The organism is Nitrosomonas supralitoralis (assembly GCF_003011925.2).
Classification (GTDB): Bacteria; Pseudomonadota; Gammaproteobacteria; order Burkholderiales; family Nitrosomonadaceae; genus Nitrosomonas; species Nitrosomonas supralitoralis.
This window is the reverse complement of record NZ_PXXU01000003.1, coordinates 53,220-72,332: the sequence shown is the minus strand read 5'-3', so window position 1 is coordinate 72,332 and position 19,113 is coordinate 53,220. Positions and strand designations below refer to the sequence as shown.

Annotated in this window: 22 protein-coding genes; 11 read left to right on the top strand and 11 right to left on the bottom strand. The window is 46.5% G+C overall.

The features are described from left to right. The first annotated feature begins 2 nt into the window (after nt 1-2). Together fghA and C7H79_RS01510 are read left to right on the top strand one after the other, a co-directional pair. Nucleotides 3-845 (top strand): S-formylglutathione hydrolase, encoded by an 843-nt coding sequence (gene fghA / locus C7H79_RS01515; protein ID WP_106705532.1) that lies wholly within the window; start codon nt 3-5, stop codon nt 843-845. 202 nt (nt 846-1,047) lie between these two features. Further along, nucleotides 1,048-2,409, top strand: coding sequence for a hypothetical protein (locus C7H79_RS01510; protein ID WP_106705531.1), 1,362 nt, complete (start codon nt 1,048-1,050; stop codon nt 2,407-2,409). A 267-nt stretch (nt 2,410-2,676) separates the two neighbouring features. Here C7H79_RS01510 and rdgB read toward each other — a convergent pair whose 3' ends face one another. The 4 genes from rdgB to C7H79_RS01490 all read right to left on the bottom strand — a co-directional run bounded on the left by rdgB (nt 2,677) and on the right by C7H79_RS01490 (nt 5,440). Further along, nucleotides 2,677-3,279 carry an RdgB/HAM1 family non-canonical purine NTP pyrophosphatase gene (rdgB, locus tag C7H79_RS01505; RefSeq protein ID WP_106705530.1) on the bottom strand — a complete coding sequence of 201 codons (603 nt, stop codon included), beginning with the start codon at nt 3,277-3,279 and terminating at the stop codon, nt 2,677-2,679. 10 nt (nt 3,280-3,289) lie between these two features. Beyond that, nucleotides 3,290-4,012, bottom strand: coding sequence for a ribonuclease PH (gene rph / locus C7H79_RS01500; RefSeq protein ID WP_106705529.1), 723 nt, complete (start codon nt 4,010-4,012; stop codon nt 3,290-3,292). 25 nt (nt 4,013-4,037) lie between these two features. Next, nucleotides 4,038-4,844 (bottom strand): type I methionyl aminopeptidase, encoded by an 807-nt coding sequence (map, locus tag C7H79_RS01495; protein WP_106705528.1) that lies wholly within the window; start codon nt 4,842-4,844, stop codon nt 4,038-4,040. A 101-nt stretch (nt 4,845-4,945) separates the two neighbouring features. Then, entirely contained in the window at nt 4,946-5,440 is a 495-nt protein-coding gene (locus tag C7H79_RS01490; RefSeq protein ID WP_242447081.1) for an SPOR domain-containing protein, read from the bottom strand. Nucleotides 5,441-5,675: 235 nt separating this feature from the next. On the opposite strand from C7H79_RS01490, the gene C7H79_RS01485 reads away from it, so the two are divergent. Further along, the gene (locus C7H79_RS01485) at nt 5,676-6,353 is read left to right on the top strand and encodes a c-type cytochrome (RefSeq protein ID WP_106705526.1); all 678 of its coding nucleotides are present in this window, start codon (nt 5,676-5,678) and stop codon (nt 6,351-6,353) included. A gap of 95 nt (nt 6,354-6,448) precedes the next feature. On the opposite strand, the gene hemL is transcribed toward C7H79_RS01485, so the two are convergent. The 3 genes from hemL to thiD are packed head-to-tail and all read right to left on the bottom strand — an operon-like array spanning nt 6,449 to nt 9,253. Continuing rightward, nucleotides 6,449-7,729, bottom strand: coding sequence for a glutamate-1-semialdehyde 2,1-aminomutase (hemL, locus tag C7H79_RS01480; protein WP_106705525.1), 1,281 nt, complete (start codon nt 7,727-7,729; stop codon nt 6,449-6,451). Nucleotides 7,730-7,776: 47 nt separating this feature from the next. Beyond that, nucleotides 7,777-8,436 carry a thiamine phosphate synthase gene (thiE, locus tag C7H79_RS01475; RefSeq protein WP_242447080.1) on the bottom strand — a complete coding sequence of 220 codons (660 nt, stop codon included), beginning with the start codon at nt 8,434-8,436 and terminating at the stop codon, nt 7,777-7,779. Continuing rightward, entirely contained in the window at nt 8,390-9,253 is an 864-nt protein-coding gene (gene thiD, locus C7H79_RS01470; RefSeq protein WP_106705523.1) for a bifunctional hydroxymethylpyrimidine kinase/phosphomethylpyrimidine kinase, read from the bottom strand. Before thiD ends, thiE begins: the two co-directional genes overlap by 47 nt. A 52-nt stretch (nt 9,254-9,305) precedes the next feature. Between thiD and C7H79_RS01465 the strand changes: the two genes are divergently transcribed. Together C7H79_RS01465 and gloA are read left to right on the top strand one after the other, a co-directional pair. Continuing rightward, nucleotides 9,306-9,494 (top strand): rubredoxin, encoded by a 189-nt coding sequence (locus tag C7H79_RS01465; protein WP_106705522.1) that lies wholly within the window; start codon nt 9,306-9,308, stop codon nt 9,492-9,494. Continuing rightward, on the top strand, nt 9,495-9,890 hold the full coding sequence (gene gloA / locus C7H79_RS01460; RefSeq protein WP_106705521.1) for a lactoylglutathione lyase: 396 nt from the start codon (nt 9,495-9,497) through the stop codon (nt 9,888-9,890). 38 nt (nt 9,891-9,928) lie between these two features. On the opposite strand, the gene C7H79_RS01455 is transcribed toward gloA, so the two are convergent. Beyond that, the gene (locus tag C7H79_RS01455; RefSeq protein WP_106705520.1) at nt 9,929-10,633 is read right to left on the bottom strand and encodes an SAM-dependent methyltransferase; all 705 of its coding nucleotides are present in this window, start codon (nt 10,631-10,633) and stop codon (nt 9,929-9,931) included. A 59-nt stretch (nt 10,634-10,692) separates the two neighbouring features. Next, complete coding sequence (gene apaG / locus C7H79_RS01450) at nt 10,693-11,076, bottom strand: Co2+/Mg2+ efflux facilitator ApaG/CorD (RefSeq protein ID WP_106705519.1); 384 nt, start codon at nt 11,074-11,076, stop codon at nt 10,693-10,695. A gap of 153 nt (nt 11,077-11,229) precedes the next feature. Between apaG and rpe the strand changes: the two genes are divergently transcribed. The 4 genes from rpe to C7H79_RS01430 all read left to right on the top strand — a co-directional run bounded on the left by rpe (nt 11,230) and on the right by C7H79_RS01430 (nt 15,290). Beyond that, the gene (gene rpe / locus C7H79_RS01445; RefSeq protein ID WP_106705518.1) at nt 11,230-11,907 is read left to right on the top strand and encodes a ribulose-phosphate 3-epimerase; all 678 of its coding nucleotides are present in this window, start codon (nt 11,230-11,232) and stop codon (nt 11,905-11,907) included. Between the two features lie 42 nt (nt 11,908-11,949). Further along, on the top strand, nt 11,950-12,675 hold the full coding sequence (locus tag C7H79_RS01440) for a phosphoglycolate phosphatase (RefSeq protein WP_106705517.1): 726 nt from the start codon (nt 11,950-11,952) through the stop codon (nt 12,673-12,675). 8 nt (nt 12,676-12,683) lie between these two features. Continuing rightward, on the top strand, nt 12,684-14,156 hold the full coding sequence (gene trpE, locus C7H79_RS01435) for an anthranilate synthase component I (protein ID WP_106705516.1): 1,473 nt from the start codon (nt 12,684-12,686) through the stop codon (nt 14,154-14,156). 408 nt (nt 14,157-14,564) lie between these two features. Continuing rightward, complete coding sequence (locus C7H79_RS01430; RefSeq protein WP_106705515.1) at nt 14,565-15,290, top strand: RNA methyltransferase; 726 nt, start codon at nt 14,565-14,567, stop codon at nt 15,288-15,290. Nucleotides 15,291-15,540: 250 nt separating this feature from the next. Here the strand turns inward: C7H79_RS01430 and argB are convergent, their stop codons facing one another. Together argB and C7H79_RS01420 are read right to left on the bottom strand one after the other, a co-directional pair. After that, nucleotides 15,541-16,443: an acetylglutamate kinase gene (gene argB, locus C7H79_RS01425; RefSeq protein WP_106705514.1), complete on the bottom strand. Its 903-nt coding sequence runs from the start codon at nt 16,441-16,443 to the stop codon at nt 15,541-15,543. Nucleotides 16,444-16,509: 66 nt separating this feature from the next. Then, nucleotides 16,510-17,016 (bottom strand): chemotaxis protein CheW, encoded by a 507-nt coding sequence (locus C7H79_RS01420; protein WP_106705513.1) that lies wholly within the window; start codon nt 17,014-17,016, stop codon nt 16,510-16,512. Between the two features lie 100 nt (nt 17,017-17,116). On the opposite strand from C7H79_RS01420, the gene C7H79_RS01415 reads away from it, so the two are divergent. Further along, entirely contained in the window at nt 17,117-17,692 is a 576-nt protein-coding gene (locus tag C7H79_RS01415) for a BON domain-containing protein (protein WP_106705512.1), read from the top strand. A 24-nt stretch (nt 17,693-17,716) separates the two neighbouring features. Next, complete coding sequence (locus C7H79_RS01410) at nt 17,717-19,087, top strand: FAD-binding oxidoreductase (protein ID WP_106705511.1); 1,371 nt, start codon at nt 17,717-17,719, stop codon at nt 19,085-19,087. Nucleotides 19,088-19,113 lie beyond the last annotated feature (26 nt).

Here is a 19,113-nt window from a genome sequence, read left to right as displayed (position 1 = left end):
TCATGACAGTACTCGAAACCCGCAGCCAGCACGGCTGCTTTGACGGCATCCAGAGCTACTATCAGCATTCGTCGGAAACTATCGGTTTGCCCATGCGCTTTTCGGTATATCAACCACCGCAAGCAAGGTCTCAGCGCATTCCGGTACTATTTTTTCTCGCCGGACTCACCTGTACCGAAGAAACCTTCATGATCAAAGCCGGCGCGCAACGTTACGCGGCAGAGTATGGTCTGATGCTGGTATCGATGGACACCAGTCCACGCCAAACCGGCATTGCCGGGGAAACCGACGATTGGGATTTCGGCGCAGGCGCAGGGTTTTATTTGGACGCAACGGAGCAACCGTGGTCGACCTATTACCGCATGGAAAGTTACATTACCCAAGAGCTACGCCAGATCATCATCGATCAATTCCCCGCAGATCCGAATCGCATCGGTATTTTCGGCCATTCGATGGGTGGTCATGGTGCCTTGACACTAGCGCTGCGCTATCCCGATCTGTTTCGTTCAGTGTCCGCGTTCGCGCCGATTTGTGCGCCCATGCAGTGTCCGTGGGGGCAAAAAGCGTTTCGCCATTATTTGGGCGAAGATCAACAAAACTGGCGTCAGCACGATGCCACCGCGCTGATCGAAGATGGCCGTCGTATTCCGGATTTATTGATCGATCAGGGCCTGGACGATCAGTTCCTGGCGCAGCAACTGTACCCCGAAGCTCTGGAAAAAGCATGCCGCGAAGCAGAGCAGAAGCTGACGCTGCGATTTCACAGTGGGTATGATCACAGCTATTACTTCATCAGTACGTTTATGAGTGATCACCTGAAGCATCATCGCGATGCGCTGTTATGATAATTGGTGAGTCGAAGTTCTGTTTTTTGTTTTTCTTGATTCGCGACCTGACCCCGTTTTTTTCCTCTCCTTATTGCCAATTATCTTCCAATCTGTAACAGATCTGTAACGTGTGAACTGATATATTTATTTGTGCAGCACGAATAAAGATTGGAATCTGAAAAATAGATATATTCGATTGACTTTTACGGAAGGAAATATCATGAATAATATCAACAAACGATTTGCCGTCGCGGTTGGCGGAATAGTCGCCATATTGCTCTTGCCACTCGAGGTGGCGCTTGCAGCTCCAACTGATGAAATGGGATGTATTTTGAGGCAACCTGGGTCGATGAAATTTGTGAGAGGAGATCAGCTCGATAGGCAAACCATCATGGAGGCTGTTAACGTTCAAGTGTTACAGGGAGCCAAAGTTATTGATCCGTGCCTGACCGGGCAGATTAGGAATATTCCTGCATCGGTATACGCCAGGCTGGCGGAAAAACACCCTGAAAAATTCCAGCCGCTGGAAAATAACAATCAAAGCGTCGTTTTACCTGAGAAAGCAGCCGCAACAGGTGTGGGCTTGGGTATAGCGCCGCAGTATCGCTATGTTGGTATCTTTGAAACATTTCCGCCGAATGCCTTCTTTTTTACTGCCGCTTTTACCAACGATAGTCGCGTTTACGGCACCTTTTTCGAGTTCTTAGATGAAGTCCCATTTGTCTCTTTATCTGCTGCTGTGATTGAACATGGAGTCGTGACCGTCCTGCAAGGATCGAAGGGCCTTTTTGCCACTACAGCTAACGAAAGCGGTACGTTCGGTGGTTCTGTGATTACTGATTTCGAGAATTTCTTTGGTCAAGCGGCATTGTTTACTGGGAGTAAACTGCAATTGATTCCGCGGATGCCGGGAGAGATTCACAGTGAGGTGCTGAAAATCAATGATCCGGGGGTGGCGATAATTTTTTCTCTTGACGAAAACTTTAATGGAAGGCTGGCACTTTACAAAAATGGCGAAGTGTCTCCACTAGATTTCGGGCCGGATATTCGATCTCCCTTTTTCCTTAATATGAACAACAAGGGAATTATTGCCGGCACCACGTTTATTGATGGACTCGGCTATAGGGGCTTCCGCTTTGACCCCCGCGCACGAAAGACCACACTGCTCGAGCCGCTCCCCACGGAGCCGCACGCTTGGGCGGTGGGTATCAATAACCGTGATAACGTATTAGGCTATTCATTCATTGGCGGCGCCATTGAACGCATCGGCGTGTGGGATGCAGCGGGGAAATTCCGCACCTATTTTGTTGAAGGAATCTCTGAATTTCCTACCATCAGCAATCGATTGAGGTTCAATGACAACAACATGATTCTGATCACATTAGTGACGAGGCCGAGAAGTGAGGTCGGCAATAGCTATCTCGTACCTAAGCCGGGTGTGCGTTTGAACGTGGCCGATTTAGTAACAGGTGTGCCCCCGGATCTTTTTTTACCTTTTTCCTTCCTTGAAGCTATAAACAATCAAGGGAACATACTTGGGGGCTTCCTGCTGGAACGCACAGGTCTCGGAGGAACCCAATAACATTGTATTCGGATGGCTTGGGTATCTAGAAGAAACTAGGCGGCGCGGACAAAAGCAATGCGCCGCCTGTTATCATTATTGCTTGAATTGCTGAAACGGATACTTTACTCCCAGTTTTCAAAAAATACCTGGAATCAACCTTCGTCAGCAATACCCGATTTATCGCCGCTTGCAGGAAAAACAGGGTCAAGTCTAGAATTGAGAATTTTTTGTTTCTGTGAATAATTACTACGATAGGCCAAGGAAATTTTGCAGGTTATTGGTTTTTTAGAATTCCCCAGCACGTAAAATTTCCACCAACTTTGCCAGTGCCTGCCCACGGTGGCTGATTTTGTTTTTCTGCTTAGCCGTCAATTCGGCGGCAGTTTTACCGAATTCCGGTACCAAAAAATACGGGTCGTAACCAAACCCGCCTTCGCCGCTCGGCTGGTCGATAATTTCACCGTGCCACGATCCGTCGACGATGATGGGCTGAGGATCAGCGGCATGCCGCAGCAATACAATCACGCAATAATAATAAGCACGACGATCGGATTGGTTTTTCAGCGCTTCGATCAATTTTCGGTTGTTACCTTCATCCGATTTCGGTTCCCCGGCATAACGCGCCGAAGAAACACCGGGCGCGCCATTTAACGCACTGACACAAATCCCCGAGTCATCCGCCAGTGCTGGCAACCCGGAGCAGCGGCTGGCATGACGTGCTTTGGCCAGTGCATTTTCAACAAAGGTACCATAGGGTTCATCCACTTTACCTACATCAAAATCAGCTTGCGGTACCACGGTAATAGCCAGGGGTTCAAGTAATGCGCCAATTTCACGCAACTTGCCTTGATTGTTGCTCGCGATCACCAGTTGCTTCAGTGTATCCATAATTACCCGATTATTCCGTCATCAAAGCTTTCTTCTGCAGCGCAATCAGTTCCTGGATGCCCTGTTGTGCCATATCGAGCATCATATCCAGTTCTTTGCGATTAAACGCACTGCCTTCGGCCGTACCTTGCACTTCTACGATTCCCAGATTTCCTGTCATCACCACATTCATATCCGTATCACACGAAGAATCTTCGACATAATCCAGATCCAGCACTGGCACGCCTTGATGCATCCCTACTGAAATTGCCGCCACATGATCATTGATCGGCGTAGTTTCAATGAGTTGCTGATAAATCAATTTCTCGATCGCATCGTGCAGCGCTACAAATGCCCCGGTGATACTGGCCGTGCGCGTACCGCCATCGGCCTGGATCACGTCACAATCAATTTGAATCGTGCGTTCTCCCAATTTCGTTAAATCCACCACGGCACGCAAAGAACGTCCAATCAGACGCTGAATTTCCATGGTGCGCCCCGATTGCTTGCCTTTTGCCGCTTCACGCTGCATCCGGGTATTCGTCGAACCGGGCAGCATGCCGTATTCGGCAGTCAACCAGCCTTGCGCCCGGCCTTTGAGAAAAGGAGGAACTTGTTCGCTGATGCTGGCGGTGCAGATCACTTTGGTGTCACCGCACTCGATCAGCACCGAACCATCGGCATGCTTAGTGTAATGGCGAGTGATTCTAACCGGACGGATTTGCACTGGCGTACGCTGATGACTTCGTATCATGAATTAAATATTATCGAATGAGAATCTAGTTTGAAAAACGATATGCTGGCTTACCCGGCGTGCCTGCTGACACGGTAAGCACTTCATAACCTACATCAGTAACCAAAATGGTATGCTCCCACTGCGCTGACAAGCTGCCATCTTTGGTGGTAACAGTCCAACCATCCGGCAGATGGCGAATAGCCGCTTTACCTGCATTGATCATGGGTTCTACCGTAAAGATCATTCCAGACTTCAATTCCAGTCCGGTTCCGGGTCGACCATAATGAAGTACTTGGGGATTCTCATGAAACTTGGCGCCGATGCCATGGCCACAAAATTCCTTTACGACACTATATCCTACTCCCTCAGCCAGTTTCTGAATGGCATGCCCGATATCGCCCAGATGTTTGCCCGGTCTTATTTCATCGATACCTCGCCACATCGCTTCAAAGGTAACTTCACACAAGCGTTTCGCCCGAATGGAAGGCTCCCCCACATAAAACATTCGGCTGGTATCTCCATGATACCCCTCACAAATCACGGTAATATCAATATTAATAATATCTCCGTTCTTTAACTTCTTTTGGCCAGGCACACCATGGCAAATCTGATTATTCACCGAAGTACAAATCGATTTGGGGTAAGGGGTATGCCCTGCAGGAGCATAATTCAATGGTGCAGGAATTGTTTTTTGCACGTCCACCATATAATGATGACACAATGAATCCAGCTCCTCCGTCGCAATGCCTGCTACGACATAAGGGCTGATGTAATCGAGAACTTCCGCGGCCAGTCGTCCTGCAACGCGCATTTTTTCTATTTCTTGCGGTGTTTTAATCAGTACCGTCATTATAAAATTATTCGATTAATTAGTGATAAATCCTGAAATATCAGTCAGTCTTAATGGGTTGCAACTAATTCTGCTAATCAAGCGTGACAAAGCATTGCCTATTATAAGCGTTCACATTCGCCTTGAACTAATTGAGTATCCTCAAATTGCCCAACTATTTTTTGCATCTGTTCCCTAATCAATTGGGTCGGATTATGTATGACGATCTTCCTTAGCAAAACACTGCGGTCTTCTATCTTAGCATTGGTAACCCCTTTTTTCTCTGTTTCTCGCAATTGTTTCAACGCATCATTTTGATCATAAAACATACCTAAAGAAATTGCATTTTTCCATTGAGTTTCATCTTTAACACGAAAACTGACAATACCCAGATTTCTTAATTTGTTAATCTCACGATTGGCAGCTTCTTTATTTGAAAATGGTGGAATATATAACCAATACATGATTGTATTACCCGACTCTTCGAAGCCATAAAGCAGTTCAGGAAACAATTCCGACAAAACGGTTTGAGCATATTGCATTTGCTCCTCATAGAAATTACTCCAGATCAAACAACTTGCATGCGTCGGAACTAATACTATTTTTTCAGGATTCACTTGCGGGGGTATAATCTCATTATGCCTTTCATTAAGGCTCCGACTGCTTATCACATAGGCTATGTTCACTATCAGTAAAATAATAAAGATTATTTTCATCGAAAAATTAAAATATTAATTAACAAAGATCAGCCTAATTTTGTTGTTAACGTTGTTATGCCTTGTTAAAATACGCCGTTATTTCCCGAACCTATCCAGCAATTTTTGAAAGCCCTTTAAAAACGGAATAAGAAATATGAAAATGATTAAAACGATGGTAATGCTCGCTGCATTTGCTATGGCTGCGCCAATTTCGGCTGAAACCACAGAAGATGCTCCAACGACTCCTGTTGACACTCCGGTTGATGCTCCGGCGGTTCCTGCTACTGCTGAGGAAATTGCATCGGGAGTGTGCGCTGGTTGCCACAATGCAGATGGCAACAGCGTTATTCCGATGAATCCTATCCTGGCGAATCAACATGCCGAGTATATCACCAAGCAGCTTATGGATTTTAAAGCAAACGGCGATGAACCACCCAAACGCAACAGCCCGGTCATGTCCGCCATGGTGGCAGCACTGTCACCGGAAGACATGAAAGAGCTTGGCGCATACTATGCTAAACAAAAAAACATTCCAAGCCAAATACCAGCGAATAAGAAATTAGTTGAGACAGGCAAAATTCTTTATCACGGTGGACACCTCAAGGACGCCATCCCCGCCTGCGCCAGTTGCCATGGCCCCACGGGTGCCGGTATTCCGCCTCTTTATCCTGCCATAGCCGGACAGCACGCCGAGTACATAGTGATGCAGCTAGAACAGTTTAACAAAGGTGAGCGTGGCGGCGCTCATAATAATGTCATGCAGCAAGTGATCAGCCGCATGAATGCACGGGAAAAAAATGCCGTTTCAGTCTATATTTCTACCATGCACTAAGTAAAGCCCTGAATATCCGTGATCAATAAAAAGGTGGCGGCTGCCACCTTTTTTACTTTCAGTTCACACAAATATATAAAAGCAAATTCAGATCACTACCAATTCTTAAATATTTTATCCGCCGCATATAGTGTTTTATCCAATTCATTGTCTCCATGCGCTGATGACACAAAGCCTGCTTCAAATGCCGACGGAGCGAAATAAATACCTTCCTCCAGCATGGCGTGAAAGAACCGGTTAAATGCTGTTTTGTCACATTGCATGACTTCAGCAAAACTACCAGGAATTTTTTTACTAAAGTACAACCCAAACATTCCTCCAATGAATTGCGTACAAAAATCAACCCCATGGTTTCTGGCTTTAATCGCAATGCCATCAACCAATTGCTGCGTTCTATTCGATAATTTATCGTAAAATCCGGGAGCTTGAATTAACTTCAACGTCGCCAACCCCGCCGCAACGGCCACCGGATTACCGGACAATGTACCCGCCTGATAAACCGGACCCAGTGGTGCCAGGCATTGCATGATATCGCGACGCCCGCCGAATGCCGCCATTGGCATGCCACCACCGATGACTTTACCCAATGTGGTCAGATCAGGTTTGATTTGATACAGCCCTTGTGCACACCCAAGGCCAACCCGGAATCCCGTCATCACCTCATCAAATATCAGCACACTGCCGTTTTGCGTACACAATGCCCGAAGCCTGGTAAGGAAATCTGTTCTCGGGGCTACCAGATTCATATTGCCGGCAACCGGCTCGACAATCACCGCGGCGATTTCTTTTCCCCATTGATTGAAGGCGGCATCAATGCTTGCAATATCGTTGTAGTCCAGAACGATCGTATGGCCGGCTGTTTCTGCCGGAACTCCGGCGGAGCTTGGATTGCCGAAGGTCAATGCACCTGAGCCTGCCTTGACTAATAGTGAGTCATCGTGACCATGGTAGCAACCTTCAAATTTAATGATTTTACTTCTGCCGGTAAATCCCCGTGCAAGCCGAATTGCACTCATGCCTGCTTCGGTGCCGGAGCTCACCAATCGCACTTGCTCAATGGATGGAACCAATTGACAAATCAACTTTGCGATTTCCAGCTCCGCTTCAGTTGGCGCGCCGAAAGTCAAACCATTCTGTGCCGCAATGTGAACTGCTTTAACGACTTCCGGATGCGCATGCCCCAGAATCAAGGGACCCCATGAACCGACATAATCGATGTATGATTTACCATCTGCATCCCAAAAATAAGCACCTTCGCCACGTTGAAAAAAAACGGGCTCGCCTCCAACCGATTTAAAAGCACGTACTGGAGAATTAACGCCGCCAGGAATATATTGCTGAGATTGTTCGAACAATAGATGATTACGTGAAGTCATTTAGTTACTCATAAAAAGTTGATAAAGATAATTCGTATTAAAATGTATTACAGTTTCCCTGCAAATAATCGCGCGTATTGCGCTGCTCTTACCTTAATATTTTCAGCCTGAAACAAATCGCCGCAAACAGCAATGGCATCACAACCGTTTTGAATAACCACTGCAGCATTGATTAAGCGGATACCGCCAATCCCAACAATTGGCTTTGTTATTATTTGTCTTGCTTGATTGACCAGATTGATCGAAACCGGTATTGCATCCGGCTTGGTCGTTGAGGGATAAAAAGCACCGAAAGCAACATAATCAGCGCCTTGTTTTTCTGCTTCCAACGCCGATTCCAGATTGTTATAACAGGATGCGCCAATAATTTTACCGGGCGGCAGCAATTTTCTCGCAGTCGATATTGATATGTCGTCACGGCCCACATGTACTCCATCCGCACCAATCTCAATTGCAAGTTCAATATGATCATTGATGATAAGCGGAATTTCATGCTGCCTGCACAACTGCAGCAACAATCCGGCTTGTTCCTTACGTAACACCTTATCCGCTGACTTATTACGGTATTGAATAACTTGCGCCCCGCCTGTCAACGCCTGTTGCGTCCCATCCAGCAGATCATTGGTATTTTGAGAATCCGGAGTTATCGCATATAACCCTCTAATTCTCAGGTTTCTCAATGGACGCATCGACATCATCGTTTTCATGCTCTACGATATCCTTGACCCAGAATAGCCGGTTGGGAATATATTGCCCCATACCAGGTCGAAATCCGGCTTGTAATGTATGCCAGGTGTAATCCTGTGCCTCAATGACACTCTCGCTAATAGATAACCCATTGGCTAACGATGCGGCGATTGCTGATGACAGCGTACAACCCGAACCATGATAAGTATGCTCAAGTCGATCCCAATGATCGGAACGCACCAAACCATCCATGTCAAACAAGGTATTGGTCACCTGCGCTGTATTCTCATGCGTGCCGGTTATCAATATATATTCGCACCCCATGTCCAGTAATCGATGCGCACAAACGGTCAGATCCAGTCTGCTCTCATTACTGTCGTTATCCAGTTGCGCTAGATGCCTGGCTTCCAAACTATTGGGCGTTAATATCGTAACCTGCGGCAACAATAATTCGCGCATTGCATCAATCATTTCTTCATTAGCCAGTTCATCCCCACGTCCGGAGGTCAATATCGGATCCATCACTAAAGGGATATGCGGATAATCAGAAACAATTTCTGCGATAGCAGCAATAATTTCAACGCTGCCCAGCAATCCAATCTTAAACACATGAACCGGCATATCTTCCAATACGGCTCGCGCTTGATCCACAATCCACTCGGAATCCAGCGGCATTATTTCATCTACACCCGCTGTATCCTGGACGGTTATAGCCGTCATGACGGACAAAGGATGACAACCCAGACTGGCTATAGTCAGCATATCGGCCTGGAGACCTGCCCCACCAGTGGGGTCATTGGCAGCAAAAGAAAGTACGATTGGGGGTGGCTGTAACATGCATTAATACCGTAAAATATTATTTTAACCTAAAAGGACATTGCTATCTATCATGCCTACCGAAGAGAATAGTCAATATAATCGTTACATGTGTTTAATTTGCGGCTACATCTATGATGAAGCCTTAGGATCTCCGGACGAAGGCATTGCACCGGGTACGCGCTGGGAAGATGTGCCAATTAACTGGACTTGCCCGGAATGCGGTGCGCGTAAAGACGATTTTGAAATGGTAAAAATTTAAATGCGTATTCTACATACTATGCTTCGAGTTGGTAATCTCAAAAAATCACTTGCGTTTTATACGCAAGTTTTAGGGATGAAATTACTACGCAGCAAAGACTACCCGGATGGCAAATTCACTCTCGCTTTTGTAGGTTATCAGGATGAAGCTAACGGTACCGTATTGGAACTGACGCATAACTGGGATACGCCTTCGTATAACCTGGGTGAAGGTTTTGGCCACATTGCCATTGAAGTGGAGGATGCTTATCAAGCCTGCGAAAACACCAGAAAAATGGGTGGCAAAGTAACCCGTGAAGCAGGTCCGATGAAACATGGCACAACAGTCATTGCATTTATCGAAGATCCCGATGGCTACAAAATAGAATTTATTCAGAAAAAGCATCCAGATCAATAATCGCTCAAAGCTCTGAATTAAGCCCGTACCGCGATTGGCTATCCGTGCAATAAAAAAATCGCCGGTATTTTATTGATATCGGGTAAAGCACATCGCCACTCTTTGATCGATCTGGTTGCAATCATCTCACTGAAGAATGTCAAATCGGTTGCAACGCACAAATCAGTGTTGTCATTGCACACCTTGACTAATTGCTCGAGCAGTTTCTGGTTGCGGTAGGGGGTTTCAATAAAAATTTGCGTTTGTTTCAGCTTGATTGATATTTTTTCAAGCTCTATGATTTTACTTGCTCTGGCAACGCTCTCAACCGGCAAATAACCATGAAAAACAAATCGCTGTCCATTTAAACCTGAGGCCATCAATGCCAGCAATATGGATGATGGTCCAACCAAAGGCACGACAGTAATACTATTTTTATGCGCCAGCCTGACTAACTCGGCTCCTGGATCCGCCACCCCCGGGCAACCTGCCTCAGACAGCAAGCCAACATCGTGTCCAGCCAATAATGGATCCAGCAAAGGCAACAAATCTTTTGCCTGCGTATGTTCATTCAGGGTCTGCACATTTAATTCCTGCAGAGGACATTTGCAATTCAGCTGCTTCAGAAAGTGTCTCGCCGTTTTTGGGTGCTCAACGATAAAATAAGAAATTCCCGCGACACATTGTTGCACTGCCGTTGGTAACACCCAGGCGATATCGTTTTCACTGATTGGCGCCGGAACCAGATAGAGTTTACCGGCCATTGAAATATTGAAAATTACAAGAAATCACACATTACACCAGAATCAAAAAATCAGCCACACTAATGCAGCGTCCTGGGCACACTCAGGATAAACTCCGGTATGGCCACATCAAAATGAAAACCGTCTTCAGCCGCCATCTGGTAACTGCCTTTCATTGATCCGACTGAAGTCGAAATCACCGTTCCACTGGTATATTCAAAACTATCTCCCGGTTTCAGTAACGGCTGCTCGCCCACAACACCCAGTCCGCGCACTTCCTGAATAGTGCCATCACCATTATTGATAATCCAATGCCTGCTGATGAGCTGAGAGGCCACCGTACCGTTATTTGCAATGGTAATGGTATAGGCAAACACATGCCGATCCGTCTCCTCGTCCGATTGATCAGGCAAATATACGGTACGAACATTGACATCAATTTCATATTTCTTCTCTTCGGTCATCTTTTTGTTCCAAACTGTTTTTCGTTTTCAGCAGTAGTTTACCAAGAAACAGATATATGATTAATGGAAAAATTTGCTCATTAACAATCACTCTTTTACGCGCAGCCTGACATTTACGGTTAAAATAGCGGATTTGAATATCGAGAGGTTCTCATGCAACGTTTAGCACCCAGCATTCTTTCTGCTAATTTCGCCAAATTGGGTCAAGAAGTCACCGATGTTATTGATTCAGGAGCGGATATTATACATTTTGATGTAATGGACAACCATTATGTTCCCAATCTCACCATTGGGCCTTTGGTTTGCGAAGCCATTAGACCTATCACCGATGCAATTATTGACGTGCATCTAATGGTACAGCCTGTAGATCGCATCATCCCTGATTTCGCCAAGGCCGGCGCCAATATCATTTCATTTCATCCGGAGGCCTCGAATCACATCGATCGCACCATCGGATTGATTAAAGAACAAGGCTGCAAAGCAGGATTGGTCTTTAATCCGGCCACACCGTTATACTATTTGGATCATGTGCTTGATAAACTGGATTTGATTTTAATTATGTCAGTCAATCCAGGGTTTGGCGGACAGACATTCATTCCTGAAGCGCTGAACAAACTGCGTGCTGTCAGAAAACGTATCGATGCCAGTGGCAAAAACATTATGCTGGAAATCGATGGCGGCGTGAAAGTGGATAATATTGCCGAAATCGCTCGTGCCGGCGCCGATACTTTTGTCGCAGGTTCTGCGATATATCAGGCTGGCAAAGATGCCGATGCACATCGATATGACAGCATAATCGCTGCATTCCGGGCTGAACTTGCAAAAGTTTAAGCAAACGCAACTTTACTAAAATATTACTTTTCCACTATCCAAATGAATCATAGCTCTTCTAGCAACACGGCTTCAGCTGACAAAACAGTATCCCCAATCGCGATCAAGGTCATTATGATTGACCTGGACGGCACATTGCTCGATACCGCTGAAGACCTCGCACTTTCCGCAAACCTGATGCTGAAGGATTTGGGTATGCCAGAACAATCGACAGCAACCATTCGCTCCTATATCGGGAAAGGCATACAAAAACTGGTCAAACGCACATTAACCGGACAACTGGATGCTGAACCCGACGCCGCTTTATTTGGCAAAGCTTTGCCAATTTACGAACAGCATTACGCCAACAATTTAAGCGTAAATACGCGCCCCTATCCGGGCGTTGTCGACGGCATACAAGCCCTGCAGCAAGCTGGCTATAGATTGGCCTGCATCACCAACAAAGCTGAAGCATTTACCATACCGCTGCTGCAAGCGACGGGGTTATTTGAAAAATTTGAGATCGTTCTGTCGGGCGATAGCTTACCCAAGAAAAAGCCTGATCCCATGCCGCTCATACATATTTGCAAGCACTTCGATGCACAACCGCATGAAGTATTACTGATCGGCGATTCATTGAATGATGCGATCGCCGCCAAAGCAGCTGGTTGCCATGTATTCTGTGTACCCTATGGTTACAATGAGGGGCGCGATGTGTACGAACTGGATTGCGATGCGATCGTTGATACCCTGCTGGATGCATCAAAGCTGGTTAAAAGAGTCGCTTAAAAACCTCAATGACCGAAGCAGAATTCAATCAGCTCGCGCAGCAGGGATACAATCGTATTCCCATAGTTCTGGAAACTTATGCGGATCTTGATACCCCTTTATCGATTTACCTGAAACTGGCCAACCAACCCTACTCCTATCTTTTGGAATCGGTACAGGGTGGCGAGCGCTTTGGCCGGTTTTCGATTATTGGGCTCCCGGCAACAACGCGCATGGTCGTGTACGAAGACACGATCACTATGATAAATAACGGCACAGTAGAAACGGTCACGGTCAGCGACACCCTGGCTTATGTCGAATCCTATCTGGGGCAATTTAAAGCCGCTCCCTGCCCAACCGGAAAATCCCGTTTCTGTGGCGGTCTGGCTGGTTACTTCTCATACGACGCTGTGCGCTACATCGAGCACAAATTGAAAAGCCACACTAAGCCGGATACCTTGAATACACCGGACATTCTGCTGTTACTTTCGGAAGAACTGGCTGTGGTCGACAACCTCTCCGGAAAGCTCTATCTGATTGTTTACGCCAATCCGACGCAGGAAAACGCTTATCAAACCGGACGTCAGCGACTCAAGACCCTGCTGGCAAAACTGCGTCAACCGGTAACAATTCCAACCGAACAAGCCGTTGCCTCCGGCGCCGCAGTTTCAGAATTTCCTGAAGCAGCATTCAAAGCCGCTGTAGAGCGTGCCAAGCGCTATATTTATGATGGCGATATCATGCAAGTCGTGTTATCGCAACGCACCAGCAAACCCTATACCGCATCGCCGCTGGCACTCTATCGCGCGCTACGCAGCCTCAACCCTTCTCCCTATATGTTCTTCTACCATTTTGATGATTTTCATGTAGTAGGCGCATCGCCTGAAATATTGGTGCGCCTGGAAGGCAATACGGTCACCGTGCGCCCGATTGCCGGCACTCGCCCGCGTGGCAAAACCCCTCAGGAAGATGCCGCATTGGCAGCCGATCTACTCGCCGACCCGAAAGAAATCGCCGAACACGTCATGCTGATGGATCTGGGCCGTAATGACATCGGCCGCGTAGCACAAACCGGAACCGTCAAGGTTACGGAAAAAATGCAAATTGAAAACTATTCACATGTCATGCACATCGTATCCAATGTAGATGGCAAACTAAAGCCCGAACTCAGCGCGATTGACGTGCTGCGTGCCACATTCCCGGCCGGCACTGTAAGCGGTGCGCCCAAAGTGCGCGCGATGGAAATCATTGACGAACTGGAAATCTCCAAACGCGGCGTGTATGCCGGAGCAGTCGGTTACCTGGGATTTAACGGCGACATGGATCTGGCCATTGCGATTCGCACCGCCGTGATCAAGGATGGCCAACTGCACGTGCAAGCAGGCGCGGGAATCGTTGCTGATTCAATCCCTCAAAACGAATGGATAGAAACACAGAATAAAGCCAAAGCCATTCTACGCGCGGCGGAACTGGCCGAGAATGGGTTGGATAGTAAAATTTAAAAGCCCCCGCCATCCGCGATGGGGATTTAATTCAGCTTTAATCAAAAATATTAGTGTTATTCTTTTTTCTTAACTCCCGCTCCCCAAAAAAGTAAATCGTTCGCTATAAATATTCTTTACTTCCCTCATCCAATAATGATTGAGGATTGCCATCCTAAAGCACCAAGAGCCTTAATTTGTTATATTTCTTTATTTGGTTTCAATAGCTTAACAATATTAGCCATGAAATAATTAATAATATCCTTAAAATGAATAACAAACATCAAGATAATTAAGAGATCCATGAATGAAAAGATCCATATATAGTTCCATATTTCAGATATCTGAGCATATTTAACGGCTTCAAGGTTCATAGCAGCATTGATCGCCCTCTGAAGTCAGTCGCTTCGCTTGAAAAAACTCACTCTTATGAATACAGTTTCCCCGCTCGACCATGTTCGCATCATCCTCAGCCACACCAGCCATCCCGGCAACATTGGCGCAGCAGCGCGGGCAATGAAAACGATGGGGTTGAGTTCGCTTTATCTGATTAATCCCAGGCTTTTCCCGAATAAAGCAGCCGATGACCGTGCGGTCAGTGCACGCGATATTCTGGAAAAAATAAAGATCTGCTCTGAACTGGATGAAGCGTTGGAAAGCACCGTGTTGAGTGCTGCAATTACCGCGCGACCACGTGGCCTATCGCATGAAATTTTCAATGCGCGACAGGGCGCTCGAGAATTATTGCGTTATGCACGTCAGCAGCCGGTGGCTTTATTATTCGGCGCTGAAACTTCCGGACTAACCACGGCGGAGGTGAGTAAATGCCAGATGATTATCCATATTCCCGCCAATCCGGAATTTTCTTCTTTGAATCTGGCGAGCGCTGTGCAAGTGATGGCGTATGAGTTGCGCATGGCGCTGATTGAACATGAGGAACCTATTCCCCCAATTGGATCACCGGCTAATTTCAATGAGCTGGAATTATTGTATGCGCATCTTGAGCAAGTCATGATTGCCAGTGATTTCCTCAATCCGCAAAAGCCCAGGTTATTGATGCAGCGCATTCGTCGATTGTTTGGCCGCGCCCGATTGGAAAAGGAGGAAGTGCAGATTCTGCGGGGTATCTTGACCGCTTTAGGCAAGCGCTGGTAGGTACTGATGTGTTTTGCGTTTGCAGAAAATCCCCTTAGCGCACGTTTGTCTTTCCGAACAAGGTAAGGAAACCTGGCAGATTTCTCGCACGGCTCGAAAGGACAGTTAAGGACACTTCTTATAATTCAGGGTGTTAAACAAATTGAGGCGAGAACAAAAAATGTTGTCGCAGCATATAACTGAAATGTAAGGAAACATTTTTTGCGAACAACAACGTTTTGTGACGAAATGTGGTTTTTTAGAAGTGCCCTTAAGTAAATTCTTCCTGATTTTCTTTGATCAAAGTGCCTACGCCCTGATCGGTCAAAATTTCCAGCAACAGAGCATGTACCACACGCCCGTCAATGATATGGCAGGACTTAACGCCTTTCTTGACGGCATCCAGCGCTGAGCCGATTTTCGGCATCATGCCGCCTGAAATAGTGCCATCGGCGAATAACTCATCCACTCGCTGCGCTGTGAGACCTGTCAGCAGGTTGCCATCCTTATCCAGCACGCCGGGTATGTTGGATAACAGAATCAGTTTTTCGGCTCTGAGAATTTCAGCCAGTTTGCCCGCGACCATATCGGCATTGATATTGTACGATTCGCCTTCGGCGCCGACGCCAATCGGTGCAATGACCGGAATAAAATCCTGCGTGTCGAGCAGCGCGATGAGTGCAGGATCAATCGATTCGATCTCGCCGACCTGCCCGATATTAATCCATTTGCCTGCGGTTTCACGATCCGCCATGAGCATTTTCTTGGCGCGGATAAAAGCGCCGTCCTTACCCGTCAAGCCGACGGCTTTGCCGCCGTGACGATTGATCAGATTCACAATGTCCTTGTTGACCAATCCGCCCAGCACCATTTCAACTACATTCATGGTTTCAGCGTCGGTTACGCGCATACCCTGGATAAATTCGCCCTGCTTGCCAACACGTTTGAGCATGTCGTCAATCTGCGGTCCGCCGCCATGCACGATCACCGGATTCATACCCACCAGTTTTAACAGCACGACATCACGCGCGAACCCATGTTTGAGATTTTCTTCCACCATGGCATTGCCGCCGTATTTAATCACGATGGTTTTACCATGAAAACGCTGGATATACGGCAAGGCTTCGCCCAGTATTTTAGCTTTATCTTTAGCGGTTGAGGGGGAAATCGACATGATGTTGTTAATCACTATTCAATCAATGTTAAATAAAAATGCACGGGTGCGGAACTCGACAGCAATTCATTCACGCGCGATCTGCAGGAATTTTTCGTCCCGGATCAGTGCAAATAAGCTCAATCCCTGCCACAAACGTCCTTCCGTATCCTTGTATTGCTTGATAATACCTTTCGGCAGTTTCTTCTTGGCAGGTTTAGCAGGAGTAAATTCAGACAAGTTTCTGATTCCCAGCATGCTGTTCACGATGAATCCGCCATACAGTTTATCAGCAGGCGATGACAATAAGATTCGCGATTTTTGATTGAACGGCATGGAAACTTTTTCCAGATAAGCGCCTAAATCCGTAATTCCATAAAGATTACCGCGTATATTTGCCAAGCCCAAAAACCAAGGTTGCGTCAGCGGAACATGGGCCAATTTTGGAATCGGTATAACTTCGCTGACCTCAGACATCGATATCAAATAGCGATCTTCACCCACAGCAACGCCCAGCACTGCGGATGAGGTTTCGCTGTTATCCGTGCTTGTTTTAACTTGATTTCGTGTCTGTTGCACTGGTTTTGTATTCATGCTGTCAGTTAACCGCCGTTTTGACTAACGGGTTGTTCGTTATCAGACTATTTTACTGTATTATCAGGCATGAAATTTTGAATTCTGTGGAGTTAATTAAATGAAATATCTCGATTGGCGCTGGTTGTCTGTTTTAGTCTGCTTTCCCTTATTAGCTGGCTGTCCTATGTATACACTGAGTACAGCTTCAGGATCGAATTCCTATATTTCTGAAGATCGTAGAACCAGCGGCATTTTTATTGAGGATGAAGGCATAGAGCTTAAAGCTTCACGGCGCATCCATCAACAATTTGGCAATAATGTCCACATTAATGTGACCAGCTACAACAGGATCGTACTTTTAACCGGAGAAGCGCCTACTGAAGCCATCAAAACAAATATTGAAAGACTGATTATGGGTGTTGACAATGTGCGCCGTATCCACAACGAAATCGCCATTGCCGCAAACACTGCATTGTCATCCCGCAGTCATGATACGCTGCTGACTTCAAAGGTAAAAGCGCGATTTCTGGCTGAACGCAAGTTCCAGATCAATCACGTTAAAATCGTTACTGAAAATGGCGTAGTGTACCTACTCGGTATGGTAACGCGCCAGGAAGGTGACAATGCCGCCCAAATTGCCAGCTCTACCTCTGGTGTGCGTAAAGTTGTTAAAGCATTTGAATATCTAAACTAGGGCTTACAGGTTAGCTTTTCCCTCATGTTGCCTGTTAATTTGATCACAGAGCTGCAACAAGCATTTCCATCCGACCGTTTTTATACTGATCCAGTGGATTGTTACTCTTATGCCTATGACAACAGCCGTAAGATCTTTCCACCTGATGCTGTACTATTTCCCTTAACCACGCAAGAAGTATGCCATATCATTTCATTGTGTAATCGATATCACGTTCCGATTATTCCTCGTGGTCGTGGTACCGGAACAGCAGGCGGCAGCTTACCAGAATTTGGTGGTATCGCCTTATCGATGGAACGCATGCTGAACATTATCTCAGTCGACCCAGCCAATCGAGTAATTGTGGCCGAACCCGGTGTACTAAATCAAACCGTGCAGGACGCTGCCAAGCCGCACGGGTTTTTTTGGCCACCTGATCCTTCCAGCGCTCATTTTTCGAGTATAGGCGGTAATATTGCCACCAGCGCAGGTGGCCCTCATGCAGTTAAGTATGGCACAACACGTGAGCATGTTCTGGGCTTGAAAGCCGTGACGGGCACGGGTGATTTGATCACTACCGGATGTTACACCACTAAAGGAGTAGTCGGTTATGATCTGACCCGGCTTTTAATTGGCTCCGAAGGAACGCTTGCTGTCATTACTGAAGCCACGCTCAAACTCACAGCGCTCCCCGTAACAGTCACTGGCATTACGGCACATTTCAGCGACCTCTCAAGTTGTACCAAGGCTATTGTCAATGTTATGGCGCTTCCGCAATTGCCGAGCGCATTAGAATTTCTCGATGCTGGCTCACTTAATCTCATTCGCGGGCGCTATCCTGATATGTTGCCTCTTAATACGCATGCCATGCTGATGATCGAAGTCGATGGCTTTAGCGAAGATATTACCTCTTCGATTGCTGCTACTCTCGATGCATGTCATACCGATGGATTAATTCACGCACAACAAGCAAACGATACAACTGCACTATGGCAGGCTCGCAAAGCCTTGTCACCGCTTCTGAAGGAAATTGCACCTAAGAAGATCAATGAAGATGTGGTAGTACCAGTGGATACTTTGCCGCAATTTTTAAAGGGACTGACAAGTCTAAGCGCTCACTACAACTTACATAATGTCAATTTTGGTCATGCAGGCAACGGCAACATTCATGTCAATCTGTTAATCAACCCTGATGATGTGGAAGAAGTGGCTCGTGCTGAACGCTGTTTGGATGAGATATTTGATTTGGTAATTAAACTGCGCGGCACACTGTCGGGTGAACACGGTATCGGCAGCGAAAAGCGTGCTTTTGTATCAAAAGAGATTGATAGTGTTACGTTGAATTTAATGAGAAATATTAAAAAACTATTCGATCCAAACGATATCTTAAATCCCGGAAAATTATTTCCGCCATAGTCTTAATGAGCGATTTTTATTGTTGC